Genomic DNA, 21,037 nt, shown 5'->3' with positions numbered 1-21,037 from the left:
CACATGGGGTTATATTAATGAGAGAGGGCTTATTAGATATCCCCAATCTTTATGTAAAAAAGATTCTAACTCAATTAATTAGTTTATTTAAATTTTCTTATCAAAAATATTTTTTCTCAGGAATTAGGCCATATTGGTAGTTCAGTTTTTAAACTATCCAAAATAGCCCAATCCTGCGATAGCTAATCATTAAGGAATTCACAGAGTAATCTTTGGAAATGATGAGTGCCGAGTTCTTTTGTTGGGGAGAAGCGTCCTGCATCGTAATAGCGAGATTTTATTCCTTTTTGTACAGATTCAACAACGGCCTCATCTTCCTGTTCAACTTGATCCAGTTCTCCTCCTGCCCCTTTTCCAAGCTTTGATGAATCAAGCACAAAAGATAAAAAAGAAACCTGGGTTAATTCAGGGCCAAGTGGTTTAACAACATTGACAGAGCAACCCCAAGGATAAAAATTGAGCATAGTATTGGGGAATATCCAAAAATAGTAGGCGGCAACTTGTTTTCCATAATCTTGCGATTCTTTTGGTAAATCGAAACTTATTTCATCAGGGCTGGCTAAGGCCAGTTGCAGATTAAAGTAACGAAAGAGTTCTGTGGTATAGGTATTGCAATCAATGGCTTTTCTTAGCGAAGGATGCACAAAAGGAATGTGTAAGGCTTCCAGATAATTTTCACAATACAATGCCCAGTGTGCCTTGACTAGATAATCTTTGGATCTTTGTTTGTCCAAATGCATTCGTTCCATAGGAAGCCAAAACAATCTTTCTTTGATTTCAGCGAATACTTCATGGAATGGTATAGCAGGAGAAAGTGAAACAAACAGAAAAGGTTCAAGAATACCGGTTGGAATTTGACTTAAGTTATCATTGTTTGATGGAAAGTTTTTTGTTAGTTCAAATTCGGGCATATGAAGTAATTCGCCGCAAAAATTGAATCGACGGCCGTGATAGGCACATTTTATTTTATGTGCAGTACAAGGTTCCTCAACCAGGATTTTCCCTCTGTGGGTGCACACATTACTCAAGCAACGAATGGTATCCTGATCATCCTTTGCAAATAACAAGGGTTCATCCAATAGCCCTGGCAGTAGGGTAAACGGGATTAATTGCCTGCTGGTATTTAGATCCTCAGTACTGATACAAAATTGCCAGGTTTTGCCAAATATCTTTTCTTTTGCAATTTCAAACCATTCCTTTGAAGTATAAAATTCAGAAGGAATTGTAGATGCTTTTGCAATATCGGGATCTATATAGAGGTTCTTCATTAGTATTTCCTTACTGTAAAGAGCAAAAAACACAACAAGATGGTAAACGTTAGAGTAAATCTTTGTTCGCTGTCAACGTGTTTATTTAACATCAAAATGATTGATTAATTGACCCAATGATGCAAAAATAAACATTATTTTTTCTCAAGGAAAATTATCAATGCGATACAGTCGATTTTTCTCTTTACTAAATGGTTTGTTATTATCAAGTAATGTTGCTGCCGCTTCACTAATAGCACCTGTATTTAGCCCTTATGTTGATTTAACGATCAATACACATTGGGATCCTCAATCACAGGATATGGAGCCAATGGACTTGATTGCCCCAGCAAAAAATTTGGGGATAAAAAGTTATCATTTGGCTTTTATTACGGATAGTGGCCAATGCCAGCCTGCTTGGGGCGGACAGCAAACTTATAATGTGGCAAAAGGGTGGGGTAAAAAGCAGTTTGACACATTATCAAGCGAAGGTGTGAAGCTTGCAGTATCCTTTGGTGGTGCAAATGGAACCGATATTTCCTACCATTGTGATAAAGATCAATTAATTAGTACGTTCAATCAAGTAATTAATCAATATCATGCCAATGGCCTGGATTTTGATATAGAAAATGGTACAGCCAATATTCCTAAATTGTTACAGGCCTTGAAAATATTTCAGCAGAAACATCCTGAAGTGTCATTAAGTTTCACACTTCCTGTTATGCCGGAAGGTTTAACTTCTGTTGGAAAGGACATCGTGACTTCAGCCGCTACTCTTGGACTTCATTTTAAAGTGAATATAATGGCTATGGATTATGGACCTGCCTATAGTGGGGATATGGGAGATTATGCTATCTCAGCTGCAACGAATCTCCATCAATTGTTACATGAAGTGTATCCGGATCAAAAAGAAGAGGCTTTGTGGCAGATGATTGAAGTCACTCCTATGATTGGTGTTAACGATGTTAATTCAGAGCAGTTTACTTTATTTAACGCTGATCAATTAAAGCAATTTGCGCAAAAAAAATCACTTGCTGGCTTGTCTATGTGGTCTTTTAGCAGAGATAGACCTTGTTCTGACAAATGGGCAAGTCCTATCTGTAGCGGCAATAATTTGCAGTCTTACGACTATGAATTTGTAAAGCATTTTCAGTAATTAAATCAAGATAGTAGAATGGGTGCTCAGCACTAACCCGCTTATAAACTCACTATAAGCCAGGGCTGAGTACCATCGTTGAAGCCTACCCATACTTTAGACCTCCTCAAATTAACAAATTGAAATAATTAAAATTTTACATGTATTTTTTATTATCTGATAATCAGGTAATAATAAATTTTTCGGAAGTTAAATTAAGAAGCTCAAATGTAACGGTCAAAAACAACCGATTTTTGTTGTTTGGATGGAACTCAACTAAAAATTGGAGCATGGTTATGAAAAGTAAAGAGGACCGATTTAAAGAATGGCGTCAAGAAAAAGCGAAGATAGAGGAAGTCTATATAAAATCAGCCCTGATGATTGGAGAATACATTAATTCTGTACAGACATTAGAACAAATTAAAAATGATTTCAGAGATGTTGAAACCAAACAATATAAGGCGCTTGATGCCTATGGAAATCGAGTTCCAGGCTCTCTTTTGTACTACAAGCTAGCTCTGGAAGAGGCTCTTGAAACAGAACCTGAAATGATTGAGCTGGAAAGAAAGCTGCTCACCGAAATAAGGGATATTTTAGGTCATATCTATGAAAATCCAACCTCTGATGTCAGGAAAAGATTGGTTCATTTAATGGGCAATATCAAGCAATATTTGGATGAGGATATCGTGAACTTCTCAGATCCAAAACGGAACAGGGAATTAGGATTTGTACTTTATACCATGCTGTGTCTTATGTATTTGAAATTGGATAATTTATCATGGACGCTAAAATTAGCGATTAGTTCATTTATTAATATTGGTCAAATAAAACAGGAGATTACTGATCTGGTAAAGAAAACTGAGAAACAAGTAGGTGAACTGGATGAGTTGATATTAAATAACACAGTCGAGATAACAGAAAACGTTGTAAAAGTGAAGTCAACTCAAGATACTTTACTAGGTTTAATGGTGTATAGTGAGGATAATACAGAAAAATTGACGTTAATGAACATAGAACAATTGAAACCCTTTGCGGAAAAAACTTCCCTGGATGGATTGTCCATGTGGTTTTTTAGTCAGGACAAACCAGGTATTGGTGAATTGTCTGGTTTTATCTCTAACAGTAATAATTTGCAAGCCTATGATGAATACGTCAATAAACTTTGATTTGTTTTATAGATCTTATGCTTCATAACAATATTAAATAGTACTATTTTGTTTAATATTTGGTTAATAATTAATCGTTATACTTGAGAATAAGGCATGATTAAAACAACCAATCTGTGAAATTGGAATAATGGAGTGGGATTATGATGAGTAAAAAAGCCCGATTTGACGAGTGGCGAGGAGTTAAAGCTATAGATGAAGAGGCTTATATCAATTCCGCTTTATTGATTGGTGAATACATTGGCAAAGTAGATAGTTTAAACCAAATTAGATCAGATCTAAGTAGTACTGAATCAGAGCAATATAAAGCATTCGAGGAATATGGAAAACGCTCGATGGGGGTTATGCTTTATTGTAAATTATGCGTTGAAGAAGCACTGGAAAAAGTACCTAATATAGGCGCAAAAGAAAAAAAATTGCTTACTGAGATAAACGATATTCTGAGTAATGCGTATAGCTCCCCTCGAAAAAATCCTGTTGCTAATGTTCATAACTTATTATCAAGAGCTAATGAATTACTAGAGATGGATGTAGCTGCTCTTTCGGACAAAAAACAAGCGAGAGAATTGTATTTTGCCTTTTATACTATGCTCAGTATTCTCCAAATAAAACTTAGTAATTTATCATTCGCAGAGCGAGGCCTTGTAAGCACACTCGGACTCGGAGATGTCGTTAATAAGCTAAAAACAGATGTCCCTGTTTTAGTAAGGACCATAGAGAAAAAAGTTAAAGAGCTGGATGAATCTCTAGCAGAAAAAGACAGCACATCACGTGACACCCACAAAAAAGAGAAAACAATACAAGATCATTTTAATGAGCGATTCACTAGGATTCTTAGTGGAAGTGAGAAGGAAAGTATAAAACTGGCTAAGCTACTAGTTGATGTGAAAGAGATCAGAGAAGAGATAACAAGCATTGTCGATTTAAGGCAAGAAATAAAAGATATTAATACAAAAATGGAAAAAATTGATGGCTTACTAAAAGTCGTGGAAGCGAACGATAAAAAAATAATGGGAAGGCAATATTTTTTGGATTTAGTTGGAGGTAGTAATGAAAACGCTTTTTCCTTTCTCATGGGTACTGCCAAAGGTGTAACAAAAACTCAGTTAGCAGGGAAAATAGAGGAACTTAAAAATCCAAGTTTTTATCAAAACGTTTCTTCAACATTGCTATATGGAGCTAGTTGGTTAACAGCATTAAGTACAGTGGCTTACCGTACTTTTACACCTCAGGTTGTTCAGGAGACTGTGACAGCCTATACTCCTTCAACACAAGACAGTGAAGCCAAAACTCTTCTTAAAAAGTTGATTGAGGAGCAATTAAGGGATTTGAGACAACAATTAGAAGTTAAAGAAAAAGTTCTTTCTGAGAAAACTGATCACCTATCACAAAAAGATTCTGATTTGAAAAAATTAATTGAGAAAGAAACCTCGGAAAACTTAAATAAGATTGCAATAGCAGTACAAGAAACTGGGAAAGTGCTTACAAGTTATACCGAACTCGTCGCTAGGGTGAATAGGGAGTCAGATAATCTTAAACCATATAGGCAACTTTACGAAGGGATATCTCAATTTATACACAAAAATAATGGTTTTTTAGTAAAGCTCTCAAACTGGTTGGCAGAAAACATTTCTATGATATTTAAATCTGAAACGGCGTTAATGATAGATAAAGCCCGTGATTTGCAACGCCAAATAAATGTCTTTAGTGAAAATCATAAGAAAGTGGTTAATAAAACAAAAGATGAGATAGATAAAGATCCTAACTTACCTGATGGCATGAAAAATCGGTTAAAAGGTGAACTGGATCTGAATGAAAAAGAACATCCAAAAAAAGAGCAAAAGATCCATCTTACTAAGAAAAAGTTGAGTGAATTGATTGACGATACTTCGCCAATATTTAGATTAAGGCTGGATTTAAATACTGAGAACATCAAGGAAAACCAACCAAGTGAATTATTTAGGCCGTTTGGCTAAAATGATAGAGAAATTTTATGAGTCGAGAAATTGATCAGGCTCAGGTAATTGCCAGATTAAATAGTTACCTCCAATGGCATAATATGCCAATCAGAATGAATGAGGATGGAATTTGCAACGGTTTGGCAACAGTGTATGCCAAGTATGTTCTGGAAGGAAAAGAAAATCGCTTTTTTGAACTGCTTGATCAGATAGTAAAAATTGAACCAGACTCAGCAATGGAGTCTGAAATTAATCAGTTCGTATATGATGTCGTTTTAACACTATTTCCACATCAATTTGATAAAACACTAAGTCAGGCCAATTCAATACGTGCCTTGACAATCAACAATCAACAATTGACTTCTTCATTTGATTTTGCACTCACAACCAGTGATAAAAACTGGATGGAAATTTTTAAAAACCTTGCTCTGCAAGAGGATGAAGTGCTTCGCGTTAATGGGACAGCGCATGCTGTTGCAGTTAGGAGAAAAGGTAATAAATACGTCGTATACGATCCTAATTACTCCTCAGGCACTAAAGAGTTTGTTAATGAACGAGAGCTGATTTCTGAGTTACATTACAATGTACTAGGGTATCATAATGGGTTCTATCTTAAGGGAGGGGCTTTAGGGATGATGATTAGTGTCATTAGACATCCTGACAATAAGAAGCCAAGAGTTTTTCCCAAAATTACTGAATTGTATGATCGCTATCTAACCAAAGATAATATCAATAAAGTAGCTGTGTCTTTTCATGGTGGAAAGTTCAGTACTTTGGAACAGGCTGTGACTATTCATGATGCTGCGATAATAAAGCATTTACTTGAAAAAGGAGCAAAAGATAAGGACGATAAGGCACTTGGGTATGCTGTTATGTTTAACAATACGGAGGCGTTGAGAGCTTTACTTGGAAAAAATAGAGATACAGGAATTTTTCAAAGATTATTTCATGCCGCTTTAGAGAATGGAAGAGAGAAAGCATACGATACGTTACTCTCTTTGAAAGGGGCTTTACCTTTTAACTCGTCTACTCAAGTTATTCAGGCAGCTGCAAAAGGAGGTAACCCAACTTTATTAGCAAAAGTAATAAATTATTTTAGAAGAAATCATTCAGGATTTTCTGATCTTGAGGATGCTCTTCCTCCTGCTATTTCCAGTGGAAGTGTGCAATGCGTCAAATTAATTGTTGAACAATTAAATCAAAGTAATCATCCTTTGGATGTTGAAAAAAGCATGAAATATTTGCTGGAATCTATAAAGCAAAATCAACCTTATATGGTTGCATATTTTATTAAAAATATTCCGCCTGAGTATTTAAAAACACTCTATATGAGTGCTTCGTCTGTTGAAAGAACGGATCTGTATACTTTGCGTCAGTTACAAGACCATGGCGTTCCTTTTTCAGTAACAGCTAAGGCTATTATTGATCAAAAGAAGCATCTTCCAGTAGGTTTAAGACTATCAGCAGGTATTCTCTTATGTAAATTCACGGATTTTTGTAAGGAAGTCTTATGTAATGATAATGGAATACACTATAACCTACCCAAGGATAAGATGGGGAAAGGATTATTTTTTTCATCTCAAGAGAAAGTCGATGGTGTCTCAAAAAAGCCACAATCTCCAAAAATGTCTTAACAGGTGCAGGACTTATTACTCTAATCATTTCTTGGTTAAAAAAAGAATTTAATTCAGCTGCTTAATTTGGCAGAACTCACTCATTAAACACTTTTTGTCTTGATCTTGGGATTTTTCATAAATTCTGATGTGGTAAAGATGACAATCGGAATCAAGAAAGTCTATATTAATAAAAATGAGTTGAGCTAAAAGGAGCTTCGTTTATTGTGAACATTTTATTGGCAGGGGGTTCTGGATTAATAGGGCAGGAATTAGTTCAAGGGATGGGTAAAGAACACCAATTTACTGTGTTGGGGCGTAATAAAGATTTATTACAACAGATTTTTTCAGGAAACGTGATATCGATTTCATGGGATGAATTAAATAACCAGGATGCTGGTCAATTCGATGTTGTGATTAATTTATGTGGAATAAATATTGCCATTTCGCGATGGACAGCAAAAGTAAAAGAAGAAATAATCGGTTCAAGAGTTCAAACAACAGAAACTTTGATTCATTGGATTTCGCAACAAAATACCAAACCACATTTTTATTGTGCCAATGCCGTTGGAATTTATGGTTTGCAGGAAAATGGTGATCCTACTGAATTAACCGAAGAGACTGAAATCAATTTTGAGCATCCGATAGACTATCTAAGTGAAGTGGGTATTCGCTGGCAACAAGCGTTAGAGAAGGCAGAAGAAGCTGGTTTGTCGGTAACTTTCACCCGTTTTGGTGTCGTTCTAAAAAAGGGAAAAGGATTTTTGGGAAGATTGTACCCCAGTTTTATCTGCGGATTAGGAAGTACCATCGGAGATGGCAAGCAATATCTTTCATGGATAGACAGTGAGGATCTGGTTAATGCGTATCGATTTTTGTTAAATCATCCTGAAATCACTGGCCCTGTGAATGTGACTTCGCCAAATCCATGCATGCAAAAAGAATTTGCTAAAACCTACGCAAAATCTTTGCATAGACCTCTATTATTGTGGACTCCTGCATTTATAATTCGCGTTTTATTTGGTGAAATGGGGGATACTTTAATTAATCATGGACAAAAAGTGATACCTAAACGTCTTTTGGATGCGGGTTTTGCGTTTCAATGGCCTACCATTGAAATGGCTTTAAAACATCAGCATGACTACTGATTGTATGACACTTGAGAGGATTTTAAATATCCTGCCAAGCGTCTTGTGTTGCTGGCAGGATATTAAGTGTATGATTAATTAACGAACACTTTTAAAGAATTGTTTTAATTTGATTGGAGAAATTTGACCATCGGCTTTGATAGCTGCCGCAATCAAATTAGGAGTACCGGTATCATAACTACAAATAACGTCTTCACCTTGTTGATGAGGAACTCCTGGAGCATTCATTGTGCTTAGTACTTCATTAGATGTTTCCAGAGCGACTTCTTCTGAGTCTGCTTCAACAGGGGCAATGAAAAATCCCCAAACATCAGAGGTGCTGTAATCACTGATGTTATAAGCTAGATAGATATTTGGTCCAATTTCTTCAGCCATAGGTAAGCCTTCTGCCTTGATCGCATTGATATCTGGGCAAGCACCTTGCTGAGAAGCAAAGACAGATCCGGCAAGAACTAAAGCACCAAAAAAAGTAGCTAGTTTAGATTGAAACATCATGTTGTTTACTCCTGTGTTGTTTTTTAATTCCGCGCAAGATTACCATTTGCCTATAAGATTTACAACAATGTTGTAATTTGTGATCGGAGAATAAAACGCGAACAAATCAATTGCCATGCGGAATAGGAAAAGGAACTAAAAAAATTAACTTTATGCTTAAGTTAAGAGTTCCTTCGCTGGTATCCGGGGTTAAGTGAATTAATATTGCATATTGTGCGAATTGGAATCTTGATGCAGTAATTGTTTATCTATTGTTTGCAATAGCAATTCAATTTGCCTTTCATACATGGATCTTTCATATCCACCCTCAAGACCCCAATAAATAATATCAAAGTGTTTTTTATTCTCATTGTATAAAGTGAACACGGATTCATAGAAATAGCTCAGGTCGCCGTCGTTGAAGCGAACTTTATGGGCAGCGGTTGTTCCCAACATACGACCATCTACAAATTTACCACAATAAGCGGTTTCATCTTCATGAGAATCCCACCCTGCAGGGAGAAACAGAGCAATTTTATATCCATTTGTTTTTGCTTCTTCAATAGATTCCTTTAGTTTGTCTAAAGCAAAGAGCAAGGCTGGGTGAACACCCACCGATTTCCTTGGAGTTTGGCTTAAATCCACCGCATAATAATTTAACTTATCATGGCACCAGCGATGAATATGCTTTCCTATATCCACTCCTTCCGAATTGAATTCGTTATTAATGTAGGTAAAGTCTTGTTGAGGATATACTCTGGAATCAAACACATCCACATGGCAAATGGGTAAGTGAGAGAAGGAGTGTCTCAAAATGTCGCACAGTCCATTGTCTCGGTTTACATCAGTTCCAATGATAACAAATTTGAGTGGTAAATCGGAGTTCAGTTCGGCATGTTTCATTAATAAGGCTGTTTTATTGATGAGACAAAAACCGCTGCCCATTAAGGTATAGGCGTGATGACTGGGCAAACCAAAAGAAAAATGAATTTTGGTAGGATTAAATAGAGTAGTAGCAGTATCCTTAATTAAAATTTCAAAAGTTCTTGGGGTAATGACTATGTCGGCGTTTAGCTGTTTAAAACCAAAATGTTTTGCTTGAATACAACATTTAATGAGTTGATATAGATATTCCTCTGAATGAACTGCTCGCAGGGCTCGTAAAATAATATCCTCTTGTGGTATCAGATGAAAAAGAGTAAGGGCTTTTGCAGAGTCACCTTCGTCTATGGCAGTAAATACCTGGAGCCAATAGTCGGGCAATTTGTTTTCCTGGGTTGTAATTATTGGCAAAGCCTCATGCTTTTTTATTACATCGGACATGTGTTTTATCCGTACCTTTTGATCTTCTTCTCCTCCGGCTGGCATACGATGCATTTGCTCATTGTCTTCTTCCGATGGGATTTGAATAACACATTCTTGAGCATCTGATAAGGTTTCGAATACCTCAGTTTTTTCGATTTTTCTTTTTTTAAAAAAACTTTTAGTCATATTAATTCCTGAATAATCTAATCTATTTATTATATTCTAGAATAGGTGAGTGGAAAATTTTAATCTAGGGATTTTATCAGGTTAAAGACTATAAAGATGGGATGTACTGCTTTATAATGTAGGGTAGAATTTAGAGACGAGGCCTCTTGTCCAGTTCAAGCGGTTCCCCTATTGTCTAATTGAGGCGAGGGCCTATGATACAACATCAAATAATCCAAATTGCTCCAAAATCTTATGGTGCTCATCTTATTACTGATGAAATTATGAATAAAATAACCTTAAAAGGCACAGGATTACTTCACTTGTTTATCAAACACACGTCTGCGGCACTCGCTTTAAACGAAAATGCTTCGTCTGATGTATTGGTGGATGTTGATTATTTCTTTTCTCAACTTGTTCCCGAGCATGCTCATTATCATCACGACATAGAAGGGCCAGATGATATGCCTGCACATATTAAATCAATTTTGTGCGGTTCCTCTTTAACCATTCCATTTCAGGAAAATCATTTGCTACTGGGAGTATGGCAAGGAATTTATTTGATGGAGTTCAGGAAACAGGCTGGAACAAGAACTGTTGTTGCCAGTCAATTGTTTTAGATTTGGAGTTGCTACTGCTTAAACCAACCTATCTCAATAATTCCCGAACTTGCTTGTATCCAATAGGAAAATTTTTTTATTGTTAACTATACTCTATATTATTCTGAAACCAGGGCAGCTTCATGATGAATAATTGCGACTTGTCGAAAAAAAAGAGACTTGCTCTTGTCACCTGCTCATTCTTATTAAATCAAGGACTATTTGCTAACGATACTGCTGTAGGTGGTGAAGGGTCTTTGCCAATACCAATCTCTCAGCCGCACATAAAAATGGTCAGTGAGCTGATTAGAATAAATGGAAAGAATTTGAATGACTCCCAAATGAATGGTTCTTGGTATTATGATTGTAATTTCACCTTTAAAAATACTTTAAATAAGGAATTGACTATTTCAATGGCCTTTCCATTTCCCATAAATGACGGGAACTCTGAAATCGCTTTACCAGCCGGGCAACAGACTAAGGTAGGTCAAGCATTGGTTTATGATTTTCTAGTTACAGTGAATAATAAGTTGGTCCCCACTCATCGAGGAAGCATTGCTCCCAACCAGGATAAAGGGCTTTACTATGAGGACGCCTATTTTTGGAAAACCACATTTCCACCATTGGCAACGGTCCAAATCCATCATGATTATGCGACAGGGGCTACCTATGATGTTATGGGATATCATTGGGTTCATTACGTTTTAAAAACAGGGGCTCTTTGGCAGGATAATACCATTGGACATACGCGACTTGAGGTCATACCGAATACACCAACACGTTTGTGCTCTGAACTGGAATCAAAGGCAGATTATCTGAATCCCACTCCATCGGGAATGAAAGTTTTAGGTTCTGGATTGAACAGAAAATACGTTTGGGATGTTTATCATTTTAACCCTCAAGCTGATTTATCGCTTTGCTTATTTACAGGTATTAGCTACATTCGCCATAAGGTAATTTATCCTTGGTTAAATTCAGAAGATACACCAAACAAATTGGCAAAGCTAAGCAATAAAGAATTACGGTTATTGCGAAATACTATTTATGCTCAATATGGGCGTCAATTCCAATCATCTGATTTACAACAATACTTTAGTAAGAAATGGTGGTATGAACCTAATCCTCACTATTCAGACAAGATGTTAACTGAGGATGATAAGAAATTGTTGGCTTTGATTAATCAAGCGAAACATACACATTCCACGAACAGTCCTTCACAATAAAACTCAATAAACCCGTTTTAAAACTCCCTGCAAATGGACACATTTGGAAAAGCATTTTATATCCCCTAAAAATTCTAAAACTTAGCCTTTTTAAGTATCTTGTGTATATTTAATGTGAGCTCGATATCAAAAAATGATGCTATTTTTTGATATCGAACTGGACTATTTTGGAGTGGAGCCCGTATAAATGCTATGCAACTCCGCTTTCTCTGGGGACAAGCTTTACGAGCTAACGTTCGTTAGCGATATAAAAGGCTTTTCCTTGCCTTTTATATTGAACTCACGTTATTTAGCAAGGTCAATTTTTACTATAAAGGCCTACTAATTCAGCACTGTCTATGATGTTGCCTTGCATAGCTTCCATTACGTCTTTAGCAGTTGCTTCTGGGCCAAGATTAAGATAGGTATCCAAAGCGTAGAGTGTAAAATAGTAGCGATGTGTACCAATAGGTGGGCAGGGGCCATTATAGCCGGTGACATTCCAGCTGTTTAATCCACTGGTTGCCCCAGCAGGTGTTGAAGTTCCTTCACCTAGCTGTTTCACTTGAGCAGGGATATTAAACAATACCCAATGTATCCAATTGCCTGTAGGGGCATCAGGATCGTTTACTATTAGTGCGTAAGATTGAGTTCCCAGATTGGGGTCATGCCATAGTAATTCTGGTGAATAATTCGATCCATTGCACGTGAATTTTTGAGGGATTACCTTATTGGATGCAAATGCCGGGCTTTCCAGGGTTAATCCTGTCGAAAAACATTTTGTAATAAAGAGCGTTGAACTAATTAATGCGATGATCAGATTTTTTAAAATGGCCATCATTTTCCCTATTCCTATTGCTTATCCATTGACAGGATTATTGAGAGCGCTAGTTTTTAATAAACTTAGTTAACGTCAGTTATGGATAAAGATCTATTAGATCCAGTTTCTGCCTCGATCCGTTCGGGCTGAGGAGGTGCGAAGCACCATCTCGAAGCCTGCTAGAATCTCAAGAGAGGCTTCGAGACGGCGTAAACGCCTCCTCAGCCCGAACGGATCGAGGTAAGACTGAATTCCTTATCCATAACTGACGTTAGTTAAATTATAGATTAAAATCAGGATTCCTTTGGTCTGTTATTTTAAGGATAGGATTAGAGATTGTTATTGTTTATGAAGCTTTCTAAACCTATAATGAAACTTTAGCATTCTTAAGGGAATAATTATTATGAAAGCAATAGGCTACTATCAATCTTTACCCATTACAGACGATGATGCATTAGTCAATTTTGATGCTCCAACCCCTAAAGTAACTGGTCATGATATTTTAGTTGAAATTAAAGCAATTGCTGTGAATCCGGTTGATACCAAAGTGCGTCGTAATGTTCAACCTGAGTCTGATGGACCTAAAATATTAGGTTGGGATGCTGCTGGTGTTGTAACTGAAGTTGGGTCCGAGGTCACTTTATTCAAACCAGGTGATGAAGTATGGTATGCAGGGGACTTAACCAGACCTGGGTCTAATTGTGAATTTCACTTAGTCGACGAACGAATTGCAGCTAAAAAACCGAAATCATTAAGTTTTCAAGAGGCCGCAGCACTTCCATTAACCAGTTTAACGGCATGGGAACTTTTATTTGATAGATTACAAATATCAGCCGAAGATAGGGGTGTTTTATTAATTACAGGGGCTGCCGGTGGCGTTGGTTCTATTTTAGTACAGCTGGCCAGACAACTGACGAAACTCACTATAATAGGAACAGCATCACGCCCTGAATCAATCCAGTGGATTCTGGATAATGGTGCACATCATGTAATTGACCATACGAAAGATATGAAATCCCAATTAGAGAATTTGCATTATTCTGAAGTGGATTATGTGATTAGCTTGACCCACTCGGATCAACACGCCAAATCATTAGTTGAGATCCTCAAACCCCAAAGTAAATTTGCTTTGATAGATGATCCTCAGGATCTGGATATCAAGTTATTTAAACTGAAGAGTATTTCTATCCACTGGGAGATGATGTACACCAGATCCATGTTTAAAACTCCGGATATGATCAAACAACATGATATTTTGACCGAAGTAGCTGGGTTAGTTGATTCCGGTAAAATTAAAACAACGATTGCAGAATGTTTAGGAGTAATCAACGCCGCAAATTTAAGACGAGCTCATGCTTTGCTTGAAAGCGGTTCTTCGAGAGGTAAAATTGTCTTGAATGGTTTTTAGTTGCTTGGGTTTTTTCGTACATCCTGTTATTTTGAAGTGCTGGGTTTCATGGAGTTTATCCCGCTGAAGAAAGAGCCCAGTACTTACTCCGTATTGTACTCATAATAAGTTTCCTCATAATAACCAGAAATGGTTTGAATCAAAAAAGCATTATATACACAAAAAATAGGCATAATGTTTTATTGTGTTCTATATTAATTATTACAGGAATAAAAATAGACTTCTTGCATAACCTGCACTTTTATTTTATTGCTGCGTAGTAAAGGTTTCTGTGGTGCTTATTTACTGTATCTCTCGAAACTTTTATGCCTTGAACTAAAGCAAAATATACAGTTTATGCAAGAAGACTAATATAAAAGAGGAAAAGCTATGATTATTTACCTGCTATGGTTATTAGCAGTTACATCATTTAATTTTTCATCTCCTTCTATTCAATTATCAAATTCGCAGTTACTGGATAATGCTTTTTATAGCGAGATACCATCTATTACTATGCCTTCGTATGAAATCAAACAGATGCTGCAAAAAGAGGGTAGTGCTTTGCAGCAACCCGTGATTGATAAAGTGATAACAACTATTCAATGTGCCAATGCTTACCATGTGGATAGAAATAATATTTTAACTATTATTGATTATTCCTTACCGTCTAATCAGAAACGCTTATGGGTGTTTGATTTAAGTGAGAAAAAATTATTGTTTCATACTTATGTATCACACGGAATAAAATCAGGAACCCTTTTAACTGACAAGTTTTCAAATAAGTTTGATAGTAAAGCCAGTAGCATAGGAGTGTATAAAACGGATCAGGCTTATTATGGTCGCGAGGGGCTGTCTTTGCGATTAGTTGGCTTGGACACAAAGTTTAATGATAATGCATTTAATCGATATATTGTGATGCATGGTGGATGGTATATGGATGAGCAATTTATCAAGAGATACGGTAGGCCAGGTCGTAGTTGGGGTTGTCCTGCTGTGCCTTTGCCTCTTAAAAAACAAATCATTGATACTATTAAGGATAATTCCTTACTGGTTGTTTATTATCCCAGTGACGAGTGGTTTGATAAATCCAAGTTTTTAAATTGCAGTAAACAGCAAGCTGCTCAATCATCCTATAGTAAATCTTCTCAGACACAGTCCCTTGTTGAAGACGAAAGACGAGAAGATATTTTATTTGTCGATCTTAATAAAAATAATAGACGCGAGGAACATGAGCCTATTATTACCATGTCAGCAGATGATTATGAGCGTATCTTCCATTCTACAGCGCCCTTATCTCGTATGCTAAGACGCCGAATTAATAATGCAGAATATATTGCTTTAAGTAATGAAGAATTTAAAAAACTGGTTTTTCAGGGAAACAGGGAGAGTTTGGGAGAAATTTATTTTGTAATACCGGTTATTATTATGGTACATGGGTATTATGAAACTCAAATGCAAATTGTAAATATGGGAAAAATTAAAGATGTTCAACCTAATTCGGATGTATCTCGAGTCATGCAAGAGCCTGTTAAAAGCTATAGGATAAATTTTGAAGCAAGACCTGATGCTAATTTAAAAACCACAAATCACTTTATTCGGTGGCTAGGGCTTTAATTTTAACTCTTGGGTATAGTGCTCACTATTTTGTTTTTGATGGATTGAATTTAGAGTTATTGTAACTAGGTATGTGTAATATACACAGCATAAGGTCCTTTATAAAAATCGTCACCTTTTCCAAATAAATTATCCAGATCAAATACATTAGGCATGGAATCATGGCCGTGCACGTAATTAATACTATAAGAATTATTATTGGGGTGCGGATCACGATCCAGGATAGAGTAATTACGGTTCCACAATATTTGCTTAAACGGGCTCGGTGTGTTGGCTCGGTTATGTGCTTCATTCAGTTCACTGTAATGTTTAGTCAATGTGTTGGATAGGAGCCATTGTTTTATTTTGATGTTAATAGCATCAAGGCTTTTTGTTAATTCATGCAAATTAGAATCATTGAAAGGAACCTGCAGATCATTGGCTAAGGCTGCGAGTATTGCCAGGTCAACCGGAGCATGAGTATAAATGGTGAGCTCATTTTTTCCTCTATTATGGGTATAACCAGGAAGTACTATATGTTTTAGATAATGATTTTGAATGATTTTCAGGATTTCCTGTTGATCTACCAAGCCTCGATCAATGAGTCTTCCCATATTTAGCATGGATTGCACAATGGATTCGTTTTCGCCTTCTCCATAAGGATTATAATTAAACGATTGTTCAGGTCTTTCATAAGCAGTTAAAAAAAACTGGCCGTGATTGGATAGAATAACATCAAAAGGAACGCCTGCCTGGTCCAGTTTTTTATAAATGACTAAAGTGTAATAGTCATTCATACCTCTATCACATAAATCATCTCCTAGAAAACGTATCTTGTGTTGTGTATTGATTTCCGCTGAATTCATAATGATTTGGAAAAAGGCTAAATCTTTTGCTGTGAGCTCATTGGGATTTTTTTGGTAGATTGTAACAAAAAGTTTATAGTCCTCTTTGTTCATTTTAATAACATCATTGCGAATTAAAAAATAAAGCAATTTCAACGCATTTCCATGCAAATCGCCGAGAGTAACTTCTATTCCAGGTGGATAGATACTGACTTCCTTTGGGTATTGCTTTAGGCTCGCTTGTTTGACCAACAACTCATTATATGGCTTTTCTTCTTCGGCAAATAATTGAGAAAAATAGCAATTAATTATAAAAATGAGGAAAAGAGGCATGCGGCTCATGAATGTTGCATCCTGTAAAAATTTTTTATTAATCGGGTTTGTTAACAGTAATTAAATAAGTTAGGTATACCTTGGTTTGTTCTTGAAGGCAATGGTTTTGCCATCAAGAGTAAAAAGAGAAATAGGCGAAAGACAGGCCAAGAGTATAGAGTATCATTAACAATAAACGCCATGTGAATTTGAGAGATAGGATTAACCATACCAAAATTACATGTGCTACTAATAAACCATAAATAATTTTTGTATTGACCACCAGCCCATCACTGGGAGAAAAAATAAATTGATTGGCAGGAAAGGCATTCATTCCGACAACCACTGTTGCCATTAGAATAATCAAATACAGTAAGTAAAGTGCCGCAATGTAAGCAAGTAACCAAAGTTCTATTGATTCGTATTGAGCCTTTCTTTTATCAAACTTCATTACAATCAAAAGAATAACTACAGAAATTACACCAATGGTATTCAGAATAATAAATGGTGAGGTGAGTATAGGAAACAAATTGATATTTTCCAAAGGCCAGAACCACTCAATGAATATTGTGATTAGTAGAAGTGGAAAAAATAATAGCCCTCTCACTAACAGTGAATTTTCATTTTTTTTAATTCCAAGCAAGTCCAGGAGCTTATGAGTATTGTTAGTGGAGATAACAGTATTCCAGATCCATGCTGTTACAAAAAGCAAAAAAAATGCAACAAAAAGAAACAGTAAATTGATAGGACTTGATAAAAACAAGAAAAATGACTGTGGCATCTTTTGTCCTTTATTGAATTCCAGTTAAATTAAGTATAGGTTATGAATTTTGTGATAAAGAGCATCAATAAATGTTTTTCCAATTGCTCTTTTTATCGTGTTTTATTTGCACAACGAATAACACTTCCCTATAATGCGATTCACCGATGAATCTAACGTCTTGAACAGTTAATACCAATTTAGCTTATTCAGTAAATACCTTCACGGAGATAGAATGGTTTTTTCATCTTTAATATTTCTTTTTTTATTTCTCCCGTGTTTAAACCTTACTTATCTGGCTTGTTTTAAACGTATCAAATGGCAAAATTTTATCTTAATGCTCTTTAGCTTGTCTTTTTACTATTGGGGTGAAAAAGACCATATCTTTATCATGCTGGCTTGTATTTTTATAAACTACCTCTGCGGTTTATTTATTGAAGAGAGTAAAAGCACCAGACAACGAAAAATCTATTTGATCACGTCAGTGGCCGCCTCACTTGCGATGTTAATGTACTTTAAATACTTTAACTTTTTTCTTGATTCAATGAATAATGCATTTGATTTAAACATCATGGGAATCCGTAAAATAGTTCTGCCTCTGGGAATAAGCTTTTATACTTTTCATGCATTAAGTTATGTCATTGATGTTTATTGGAAAAAAGTACCACCTGAACGCAATTTTGTTACTTTCGTTTGCTATGTATCTTTTTTCCCTCAGTTGGTCGCTGGGCCAATTGTTCGCTATTCGGATATAAGACATTCTTTCTACCATAGATATATAACTCGCGTAGGTCTGCGCAATGGAATTTTACGTTTTTGCTTTGGTTTGGCCAAAAAGGTTCTTATTGCTAATGAAGTGGCAAAGCTTGCTGATTATGTATTTTATCTGCCTACAGATGAACTAACCTTTTTTGTAGCCTGGCTTGGGGCTATAGCTTATGCTCTACAAATCTACTTTGATTTTTCAGGTTATTCTGATATGGCTATAGGGCTTGGTTTGATGTTTGGATTTAAATACAAAGAAAATTTTAATTTTCCCTATAATGCCCTATCTATTCAGGAATTTTGGCGAAAATGGCATATTTCATTATCAAGCTGGTTTCGTGATTATCTTTATATACCACTTGGCGGGAGCTATAAATCCAGGTTTCGAACGCAACTCAATTTGATCATTGTGTTTGGATTGTGTGGTTTATGGCATGGTGCCAATTATACTTTTATTATTTGGGGTTTATTTCATGGATTTTTCCTAATTTTGGAAAGAACCAATTTTGGCCATTTCATGAAAAAATTACCTAAGGTGATCCGTCATAGTTATGTGTTATTAATTGTGACAATTGGATGGGTATTTTTCCGGGAGGATAATATTCAGTCTGCACTTGGGTTCATCAAAACTATGTTCATTCCCGCTGGGTTGAATATAGATATCATAGCAACCTGCCTTAATATGATCCTGATTTTTGCATTGGTTGTCGGTGTGATACTTTCGCTAGGATTTAACAGCAAAATAAAAGATAATCTCATCTTAAAAAGAAACAGGAGTTTGATTACAGCTTACAAACAATCCAGCAATGTTTTGGGTATACTGGTTTTACTTATATCCATATTGTTATTAAGCACTAACTCCTATAATCCTTTCCTCTATTTCAGGTTTTGATTATGCGCATTATTTCCAAAGTTTCTGATCGCTTGGTAATCTTTACCTTTTTATTCATAATTTTTGTGCCAGGGATTGGTATGTTTCTTGAAAAGCAAACCGAGGAAGTAAAGGCCCTATTCAATAGAGAGCCGTATCCACTCCCGCCCATTGACATAAAAAAAATAGGTCGTACTGATTTTAAAGGAATTGAAAATTGGTTTGTCGATCGTGCCCTGTTTATTACATCATTAAGCAAGTTCTGGAGTAATATCGTTTATAAATTAGGGACTAGTATAAAACCTGGACAAGCAATTTTAGGGAAAGAGGAATGGTTATTTTTAGGCAATGATTACGCTGCGTCTATCGATCAATACACTGGAAGAAATAAGCCTACAGAAGAAGAGATTCTTCTTAAGTTGTCTGTTCTAAAACAGATGAAGAGTCTGGCTCATCAGAACAAAATCCCTTTTCTGGTTGTCATTGCCCCGGATAAGCATGAGATTTATCCTGAATATTTACCTGGCAATATTCACAAAAGTCTTGGCAAAAACAGGCTTGAACTTCTACAAGAAGGTATGCTTGCCAGAGGTATTGATTTTATTAATCTAAAACAAAAAGAAATAGAAGCTAAAAACACTCTTGGCAAACAGTATGGAGATCTTTATTTAAAAGGAGACAGTCACTGGAATTACCTTGGTGCTTATGCGGCTTATCAGGCAATATCTGATTATATGCAACAAAAAGGGTTACAAAGCAGACAACTACAGCTTAATTTCATACCCCAACAAACCACGTACTCTGATCTCACCAATTTTCTGCAACTTACCCACATCAAATCAAATAATCCCCTCCCGGATGTTTCGAATTTAAAAATAGATTTGTTTGGTAGAGATATCAATGGAAAAGAGACTAAATTAGCTGACTTTCAAGGAAATCCCAATGGGGTAATACTTATTGCACCCTATGAAAATATTAATAAAACGGTGCCAAACAAGCAAACCTGTTTGTTAATAGGAGACAGCTTTTCTGAATCTCTCAGCTTTTATTTCCATAATGATTTTTATAATACAGTACGTATTCATTCAGGCAATACCTCCTGGAATTTGTCTGATCTGATTCAAAAATATCATCCTGATCTGATTGTTTACGAAAAAGTGGAGCGTGATCTGCTTTATCCACTGGTCAATTTTCAAATTGCTGCCAGTCAAGTGAATCTTGAAATGCCTAAACAGGTTTTGGCCGTTAAGGGACAACTTGATCAATTCAAGGTTGATGCAGAGAAAATTATTGTCAATGGATGGGCGTATATACCTGATTTGGATGCTGGAAATGGAGAAGTGTATTTAAAATTGACAAAAGAAACTCAAACTTACCTTTACAGTATGAATAAAATGCAAAAACAAAGTGTTAATTTAGCTTTCAAACAGGACGGCATACACCTTGATTTAGCAGGATTTTATGGGACTATTTTACGCAGGGATTTGCCTTCTGGTGCCTATAAAGTCTCATTGCTTGTCGTGAACAATGATGCTGCAGGTGAAATTGCGCTTCCAGATACTTATACTTTAAGTTAAATACCGTAAGTTCGCTATAACAAAGATCTCCTTTTACAGGCGTTTCAGTTCAAAATAAACGAATTCATGTTCAACATCTATAATTATTGAATGGC

Annotated in this window: 17 protein-coding genes; 11 read left to right on the top strand and 6 right to left on the bottom strand. The window is 36.0% G+C overall.

The window, feature by feature from the left end:
• Positions 1-182: 182 nt before the first annotated feature.
• Entirely contained in the window at positions 183-1,268 is a 1,086-nt protein-coding gene (locus ACZ5EK_RS11275; protein WP_464429664.1) for an SRPBCC family protein, read from the bottom strand.
• A 160-nt stretch (positions 1,269-1,428) separates the two neighbouring features.
• On the opposite strand from ACZ5EK_RS11275, the gene ACZ5EK_RS11270 reads away from it, so the two are divergent.
• The 5 genes from ACZ5EK_RS11270 to ACZ5EK_RS11250 all read left to right on the top strand — a co-directional run bounded on the left by ACZ5EK_RS11270 (position 1,429) and on the right by ACZ5EK_RS11250 (position 8,267).
• Complete coding sequence (locus tag ACZ5EK_RS11270; RefSeq protein WP_464429663.1) at positions 1,429-2,403, top strand: chitinase; 975 nt, start codon at positions 1,429-1,431, stop codon at positions 2,401-2,403.
• A gap of 275 nt (positions 2,404-2,678) precedes the next feature.
• Positions 2,679-3,548 (top strand): hypothetical protein, encoded by an 870-nt coding sequence (locus ACZ5EK_RS11265; protein ID WP_464429662.1) that lies wholly within the window; start codon positions 2,679-2,681, stop codon positions 3,546-3,548.
• Between the two features lie 143 nt (positions 3,549-3,691).
• On the top strand, positions 3,692-5,524 hold the full coding sequence (locus tag ACZ5EK_RS11260) for a Dot/Icm T4SS effector Lem20 (RefSeq protein ID WP_464429661.1): 1,833 nt from the start codon (positions 3,692-3,694) through the stop codon (positions 5,522-5,524).
• A gap of 17 nt (positions 5,525-5,541) precedes the next feature.
• The gene (locus ACZ5EK_RS11255; protein WP_464429660.1) at positions 5,542-7,140 is read left to right on the top strand and encodes a Dot/Icm type IV secretion system effector LegA2; all 1,599 of its coding nucleotides are present in this window, start codon (positions 5,542-5,544) and stop codon (positions 7,138-7,140) included.
• A 206-nt stretch (positions 7,141-7,346) separates the two neighbouring features.
• The gene (locus ACZ5EK_RS11250; RefSeq protein ID WP_464429659.1) at positions 7,347-8,267 is read left to right on the top strand and encodes a TIGR01777 family oxidoreductase; all 921 of its coding nucleotides are present in this window, start codon (positions 7,347-7,349) and stop codon (positions 8,265-8,267) included.
• A 78-nt stretch (positions 8,268-8,345) separates the two neighbouring features.
• Here the strand turns inward: ACZ5EK_RS11250 and ACZ5EK_RS11245 are convergent, their stop codons facing one another.
• The gene (locus ACZ5EK_RS11245) at positions 8,346-8,762 is read right to left on the bottom strand and encodes a DUF4949 domain-containing protein (protein ID WP_464429657.1); all 417 of its coding nucleotides are present in this window, start codon (positions 8,760-8,762) and stop codon (positions 8,346-8,348) included.
• 198 nt (positions 8,763-8,960) lie between these two features.
• Positions 8,961-10,232, bottom strand: a complete 1,272-nt coding sequence (locus ACZ5EK_RS11240) for an arginase family protein (protein WP_464429656.1) — start codon at positions 10,230-10,232, stop codon at positions 8,961-8,963.
• 194 nt (positions 10,233-10,426) lie between these two features.
• Between ACZ5EK_RS11240 and ACZ5EK_RS11235 the strand changes: the two genes are divergently transcribed.
• Positions 10,427-10,831: a secondary thiamine-phosphate synthase enzyme YjbQ gene (locus tag ACZ5EK_RS11235; protein ID WP_464429655.1), complete on the top strand. Its 405-nt coding sequence runs from the start codon at positions 10,427-10,429 to the stop codon at positions 10,829-10,831.
• Positions 10,832-10,953: 122 nt separating this feature from the next.
• Positions 10,954-12,033 (top strand): YARHG domain-containing protein, encoded by a 1,080-nt coding sequence (locus ACZ5EK_RS11230; RefSeq protein WP_464429654.1) that lies wholly within the window; start codon positions 10,954-10,956, stop codon positions 12,031-12,033.
• Positions 12,034-12,331: 298 nt separating this feature from the next.
• On the opposite strand, the gene ACZ5EK_RS11225 is transcribed toward ACZ5EK_RS11230, so the two are convergent.
• The gene (locus ACZ5EK_RS11225; protein WP_464432493.1) at positions 12,332-12,850 is read right to left on the bottom strand and encodes a YbhB/YbcL family Raf kinase inhibitor-like protein; all 519 of its coding nucleotides are present in this window, start codon (positions 12,848-12,850) and stop codon (positions 12,332-12,334) included.
• Positions 12,851-13,235: 385 nt separating this feature from the next.
• Here ACZ5EK_RS11225 and ACZ5EK_RS11220 point away from each other — a divergent pair, with 385 nt between their 5' ends.
• A complete protein-coding gene (locus ACZ5EK_RS11220; protein WP_464429653.1) occupies positions 13,236-14,240 on the top strand; it encodes a zinc-binding alcohol dehydrogenase family protein in 1,005 nt (334 codons plus the stop codon).
• A 369-nt stretch (positions 14,241-14,609) separates the two neighbouring features.
• Positions 14,610-15,833: a murein L,D-transpeptidase catalytic domain family protein gene (locus tag ACZ5EK_RS11215; protein ID WP_464429651.1), complete on the top strand. Its 1,224-nt coding sequence runs from the start codon at positions 14,610-14,612 to the stop codon at positions 15,831-15,833.
• A 65-nt stretch (positions 15,834-15,898) separates the two neighbouring features.
• Here the strand turns inward: ACZ5EK_RS11215 and wip are convergent, their stop codons facing one another.
• Both wip and ACZ5EK_RS11205 read right to left on the bottom strand, forming a co-directional pair.
• Positions 15,899-16,999 (bottom strand): Dot/Icm T4SS effector Wip, encoded by a 1,101-nt coding sequence (wip, locus tag ACZ5EK_RS11210; RefSeq protein ID WP_464429649.1) that lies wholly within the window; start codon positions 16,997-16,999, stop codon positions 15,899-15,901.
• 103 nt (positions 17,000-17,102) lie between these two features.
• Positions 17,103-17,750 carry a hypothetical protein gene (locus tag ACZ5EK_RS11205; RefSeq protein WP_464429648.1) on the bottom strand — a complete coding sequence of 216 codons (648 nt, stop codon included), beginning with the start codon at positions 17,748-17,750 and terminating at the stop codon, positions 17,103-17,105.
• A 214-nt stretch (positions 17,751-17,964) separates the two neighbouring features.
• Between ACZ5EK_RS11205 and ACZ5EK_RS11200 the strand changes: the two genes are divergently transcribed.
• Complete coding sequence (locus tag ACZ5EK_RS11200; RefSeq protein ID WP_464429647.1) at positions 17,965-19,386, top strand: MBOAT family O-acyltransferase; 1,422 nt, start codon at positions 17,965-17,967, stop codon at positions 19,384-19,386.
• Between the two features lie 2 nt (positions 19,387-19,388).
• Positions 19,389-20,942 (top strand): alginate O-acetyltransferase AlgX-related protein, encoded by a 1,554-nt coding sequence (locus tag ACZ5EK_RS11195; RefSeq protein ID WP_464429646.1) that lies wholly within the window; start codon positions 19,389-19,391, stop codon positions 20,940-20,942.
• The last annotated feature ends 95 nt before the right edge of the window (positions 20,943-21,037 follow it).

This window comes from Legionella sp. JM-2024 (genome assembly GCF_055389095.1).
The sequence above is the reverse complement of the archived record's forward strand: the minus strand, read 5'-3'. Positions and strand labels throughout refer to the sequence as shown.

Excerpts from the sequence above, each read along its gene's own strand:
- ACZ5EK_RS11275 (WP_464429664.1), bottom strand. The coding sequence starts at position 1,268 with ATGAAGAACCTCTATATAGATCCCGATATTGCAAAAGCATCTACAATT.
- ACZ5EK_RS11230 (WP_464429654.1), top strand. The coding sequence starts at position 10,954 with ATGATGAATAATTGCGACTTGTCGAAAAAAAAGAGACTTGCTCTTGTC.
- ACZ5EK_RS11225 (WP_464432493.1), bottom strand. The coding sequence starts at position 12,850 with ATGGCCATTTTAAAAAATCTGATCATCGCATTAATTAGTTCAACGCTC.
- wip (WP_464429649.1), bottom strand. The coding sequence starts at position 16,999 with ATGAGCCGCATGCCTCTTTTCCTCATTTTTATAATTAATTGCTATTTT.
- ACZ5EK_RS11260 (WP_464429661.1), top strand. The coding sequence starts at position 3,692 with ATGATGAGTAAAAAAGCCCGATTTGACGAGTGGCGAGGAGTTAAAGCT.
- ACZ5EK_RS11265 (WP_464429662.1), top strand. The coding sequence starts at position 2,679 with ATGAAAAGTAAAGAGGACCGATTTAAAGAATGGCGTCAAGAAAAAGCG.
- ACZ5EK_RS11195 (WP_464429646.1), top strand. The coding sequence starts at position 19,389 with ATGCGCATTATTTCCAAAGTTTCTGATCGCTTGGTAATCTTTACCTTT.
- ACZ5EK_RS11205 (WP_464429648.1), bottom strand. The coding sequence starts at position 17,750 with ATGCCACAGTCATTTTTCTTGTTTTTATCAAGTCCTATCAATTTACTG.
- ACZ5EK_RS11215 (WP_464429651.1), top strand. The coding sequence starts at position 14,610 with ATGATTATTTACCTGCTATGGTTATTAGCAGTTACATCATTTAATTTT.
- ACZ5EK_RS11220 (WP_464429653.1), top strand. The coding sequence starts at position 13,236 with ATGAAAGCAATAGGCTACTATCAATCTTTACCCATTACAGACGATGAT.
- ACZ5EK_RS11270 (WP_464429663.1), top strand. The coding sequence starts at position 1,429 with ATGCGATACAGTCGATTTTTCTCTTTACTAAATGGTTTGTTATTATCA.
- ACZ5EK_RS11245 (WP_464429657.1), bottom strand. The coding sequence starts at position 8,762 with ATGATGTTTCAATCTAAACTAGCTACTTTTTTTGGTGCTTTAGTTCTT.
- ACZ5EK_RS11255 (WP_464429660.1), top strand. The coding sequence starts at position 5,542 with ATGAGTCGAGAAATTGATCAGGCTCAGGTAATTGCCAGATTAAATAGT.
- ACZ5EK_RS11200 (WP_464429647.1), top strand. The coding sequence starts at position 17,965 with ATGGTTTTTTCATCTTTAATATTTCTTTTTTTATTTCTCCCGTGTTTA.
- ACZ5EK_RS11235 (WP_464429655.1), top strand. The coding sequence starts at position 10,427 with ATGATACAACATCAAATAATCCAAATTGCTCCAAAATCTTATGGTGCT.
- ACZ5EK_RS11240 (WP_464429656.1), bottom strand. The coding sequence starts at position 10,232 with ATGACTAAAAGTTTTTTTAAAAAAAGAAAAATCGAAAAAACTGAGGTA.